A 3,304-nucleotide genomic window follows, 5' to 3' on the forward strand; every position below is an offset into this window, starting at 1 on the left:
CCCCCCTCTTCATCGCGAAGGCGAAGGGGTCCACGATCACCGACGCCGACGGAAACTCCTTCATCGATTACGTCTCCTCCTGGGGGCCGATGATCCTGGGCCATTCCCACCCGAAGGTGGTCTCCGCCATCCGGCGGTCGGCCGAAAAGGGGACCAGCTACGGCGCCCCCACCGCCGGCGAGGTCGAGCTGGCCCGGCTGATCCGGAAGGCCTTCCCCTCCATCGAGAAGGTCCGGCTCGTCTCCTCGGGCACCGAGGCGGCGATGAGCGCCGTAAGGCTGGCCCGCGGGTTCACCGGGAGGGACAAGATCATCAAGTTCGAGGGGTGCTACCACGGGCACGCCGACTCGATGCTGGTCAAGGCCGGCTCGGGGGCGCTCACCTTCGGGCAGCCCGACTCCCCCGGCGTTCCGAAGGATCTCGCGAAGCTGACCCTGACCGCCGCCTTCAACGACCTCGCCTCCGTCCGGCGGCTGCTCGAGAAGAACCGGGGACAGGTCGCCGCCGTCCTGGTCGAGCCGATCCCCGGGAACATGGGGGTGATCCTCCCCGCTCCCGGCTTCCTCGACGGACTGCGGAAGCTCACGAGGAAGGCCGGGGCGCTGCTGGTCTTCGACGAGGTGATCTCGGGGTTCCGGGTGGCCTTCGGGGGGGCGCAGGAGCTCTACGGGACCCTGCCCGACCTGACGGTGCTGGGGAAGATCCTCGGCGGAGGGCTGCCGGTCGGCGCGTTCGGCGGGCGGCGGGAGGTGATGGACGCCCTGTCTCCGGTCGGACCCGTCTACCAGGCGGGCACCCTCTCCGGGAACCCGCTGGCGGTCGCCGCGGGGATCGCGGCCCTCACCGTGCTCGCGAAGAAGGGGACCTACCGGACGCTCGCGGAGAAGGCCGACTACCTCGGGGAAGGGATGCAGGGGGTCTTCTCGAAAGCGAAGGTGCCGACCTGGACGAACCGGGTGGGGTCGATGTGGACCACCTTCTTCCAGAACGGTCCGGTCACCGACTACCGGTCCGCCAGGCAAAGCGACACCGCCGCCTACGCCCGGTATTTCCACGGGATGCTCTCCCGCGGAGTCTACCTGGCCCCGTCGCAGTTCGAGGCCGGGTTCGTCTCGCTGGCCCACACCCGCAGGGAGCTCCACCGGACGATCGCGGCGGCGCGGCAGACGCTTCTCGAGGGCCGTCCGGGGCGCTCCCGGAAGCGGTGAGGGGGGCGGCCGGCGGGGCCCCCTTTTCCCGTTGACGGCCTCGCAACCGATATGGTAGAAGATCCGGGTTTCTCGTGACCGACAAGCAGGACCGAAAACTGTTCTTCCGGGAGCTGGGGCGGTACAGCGCCCTGGGCCTGGAGATGGCCGCGTCGGTCCTCATCGGCCTGGCGATCGGGTACTACCTGGACAAGTGGCTCGGAACCGGGCCGTGGCTCATGGTCCTCTGGATCGGGATCGGGTTCGCGGCCGGCGTCCGGAGCCTCTACCGCGCCGCCCTCCGGTCCGGGAAAGAACTCGAGGAAAACGGGAAGAACCGGGGAGAGCCCCGTGATCGATGACGGGCGCGGCCGGCCCGGGGAGCCGGGCAGTGCCGGCGATCCCTCCCCCGGGGCCGGGACCGAACGTGACGAGGTCCGGCTTCGGCCGCTCGAGACGAAGATCCTGATCTCCGCCGGAGTGATCCTCGCCGGGGTCGCGATCTCCGGCCGGTTCCGGATGCTGCCGGGCACGGCGGTCGGCGGGGCGGTTGCCTTCGCGAACTTCTTCCTGATCCGGAAGATCCTCGAGAAGGCGTTCTCCGGCGACGGGGCGGTCCGCAAAGGGTTCGTCGTCCAGTATGTGCTGAAGTTCCTCGGGCTGGGGGGTCTGGTCTACCTGATCGTGCGGTCCGGCCGGGTCGACGTCCTGGGATTTTTGCTCGGCTTCTCCGCGCTCTTTCTCGGGGTCCTGCTCGAGGGGCTTTCCCGGGCGGCCGGGGAGAAGTGATCGTTCGAACGGGGAGGGTTTCCGGAATGCGCAAAGGGTTTTGCGGGATCGGGTTGGTTCTGCTGACCCCGGCGGCCGCGATGGCGGCCGGCGGGCACGAGGTCTTTTCCTGGTTCAACCTCCTGGGCCTTCATGTCCCGCAGTACATGCTCTCCGCGATCATGATCGCGGTCCTGCTGGTCGCGCTGTCGCTGCTCACCTTCCGGGGGAAGAAGACCGACGAGATGGTGCTCCCGGAGCCCCGGTTCACGCTGCGCAACCTGCTCGAGATGATCCTCTCCTTCCTCGTGGGGATCGCCGAGGATATCCTCGGCCATCATGCGAAGAAGTACATGCCGCTTTTGGCCACCTGCTTCCTCTTCATCCTCTTCATGAACCTGCTCGGGCTGATCCCCGGATTCGTCCCCCCGACCGATCAGATGAACATCACCGTCGGGCTGGCGGTCGTCGTCTTCCTCTCCACCCACTACTACGGGGTGCGGGAGCACGGGGTGGCCTACTTCAAGCACTTCCTGGGGCCGGTCTGGTGGCTGGCCCCCATCATGCTGCCGATCGAGATCGTCTCCCACCTCGCCCGGCCGCTCTCCCTGTCGCTGCGTCTGTTCGGCAACATCACCGGCGACCACCTCGTGGTCGGGATCTTCCTCGGTCTCGTCCCCTTCGTGGTGCCGTCGATCTTCTACGGGCTCGGGGTGTTCGTCTCCTTCATGCAGGCGTTCATCTTCACGGTGCTCTCCATGATCTACATCGCGGGCGCGGTCGCCCACGAGGAGGAGCACTAGATCCGTCGAACCGGGCATCACCCCCTTCCGGCCGGGCGGAACCGTCCGGGGGGGTCATCACTACCTAAAGGGGGTACCGCATGTTCCGCAAAGCCTCATTCACCTTTCTGCTCGCACTGCTCTTCGTAGCAGTGGCTTCCGTGGCCTTCGCGGAGGAGGGGGCTGCCGCCGCAGCGGGTGGCAACTACAAGACCTTCATCGCGCTGGCTGCCGGGTTTGGCATAGCGATCGCATCCTTCGGGGGAGCGCTCGGCCAGGCCAAGGCCATCGCCGCCGGGCTGGAGGGGATCGCACGCAACCCTTCCGCCCAGAACAAGATCTTCATCCCGATGATCGTCGGACTCGCGCTGATCGAGTCGCTGGTCATCTACACCCTGGTCATCGCGTTCATCCTCGTCGGGAAGATGTAGGGACGACACGCGGACCGGGAGGGACCGAAGCTCTCGGAAAAGGGCCCCGCAGGGGGCCCTTTTTTTCATGATATCCGAACCATATCCGGTCCCCGGGGATGCTATGGTATCTTCGGAAACCGCAAGGGCCGGTTCG

At 67.1% G+C, this 3,304-nt stretch carries 5 protein-coding genes; all 5 read left to right on the forward strand.

The genetic code is table 11. The features are described 5' to 3' along the window. Positions 1-1,208: glutamate-1-semialdehyde-2,1-aminomutase (locus A2X88_08725; GenBank protein ID OGP34034.1), on the forward strand; the 1,208-nt coding region annotated here is incomplete at its 5' end. Between the two features lie 74 nt (positions 1,209-1,282). Next, positions 1,283-1,549 (forward strand): hypothetical protein, encoded by a 267-nt coding sequence (locus tag A2X88_08730; GenBank protein ID OGP34035.1) that lies wholly within the window; start codon positions 1,283-1,285, stop codon positions 1,547-1,549. Next, the gene (locus A2X88_08735) at positions 1,539-1,976 is read left to right on the forward strand and encodes a hypothetical protein (GenBank protein ID OGP34036.1); all 438 of its coding nucleotides are present in this window, start codon (positions 1,539-1,541) and stop codon (positions 1,974-1,976) included. The genes A2X88_08730 and A2X88_08735 overlap by 11 nt, the downstream gene beginning before the upstream one ends. A gap of 80 nt (positions 1,977-2,056) precedes the next feature. Further along, a complete protein-coding gene (locus A2X88_08740; GenBank protein ID OGP34046.1) occupies positions 2,057-2,758 on the forward strand; it encodes an ATP synthase F0 subunit A in 702 nt (233 codons plus the stop codon). Between the two features lie 80 nt (positions 2,759-2,838). After that, positions 2,839-3,168, forward strand: coding sequence for a hypothetical protein (locus A2X88_08745; GenBank protein ID OGP34037.1), 330 nt, complete (start codon positions 2,839-2,841; stop codon positions 3,166-3,168). The last annotated feature ends 136 nt before the right edge of the window (positions 3,169-3,304 follow it).

Source organism: Deltaproteobacteria bacterium GWC2_65_14, assembly GCA_001797615.1.
Taxonomy (GTDB): Bacteria; Desulfobacterota; Deferrimicrobia; order Deferrimicrobiales; family Deferrimicrobiaceae; genus GWC2-65-14.

Bases quoted from the DNA above. Each gene is read 5' to 3' on its own strand.
- A2X88_08745 (OGP34037.1), top strand. From the start codon at position 2,839: ATGTTCCGCAAAGCCTCATTCACCTTTCTGCTCGCACTGCTCTTCGTA.
- A2X88_08740 (OGP34046.1), top strand. From the start codon at position 2,057: ATGGCGGCCGGCGGGCACGAGGTCTTTTCCTGGTTCAACCTCCTGGGC.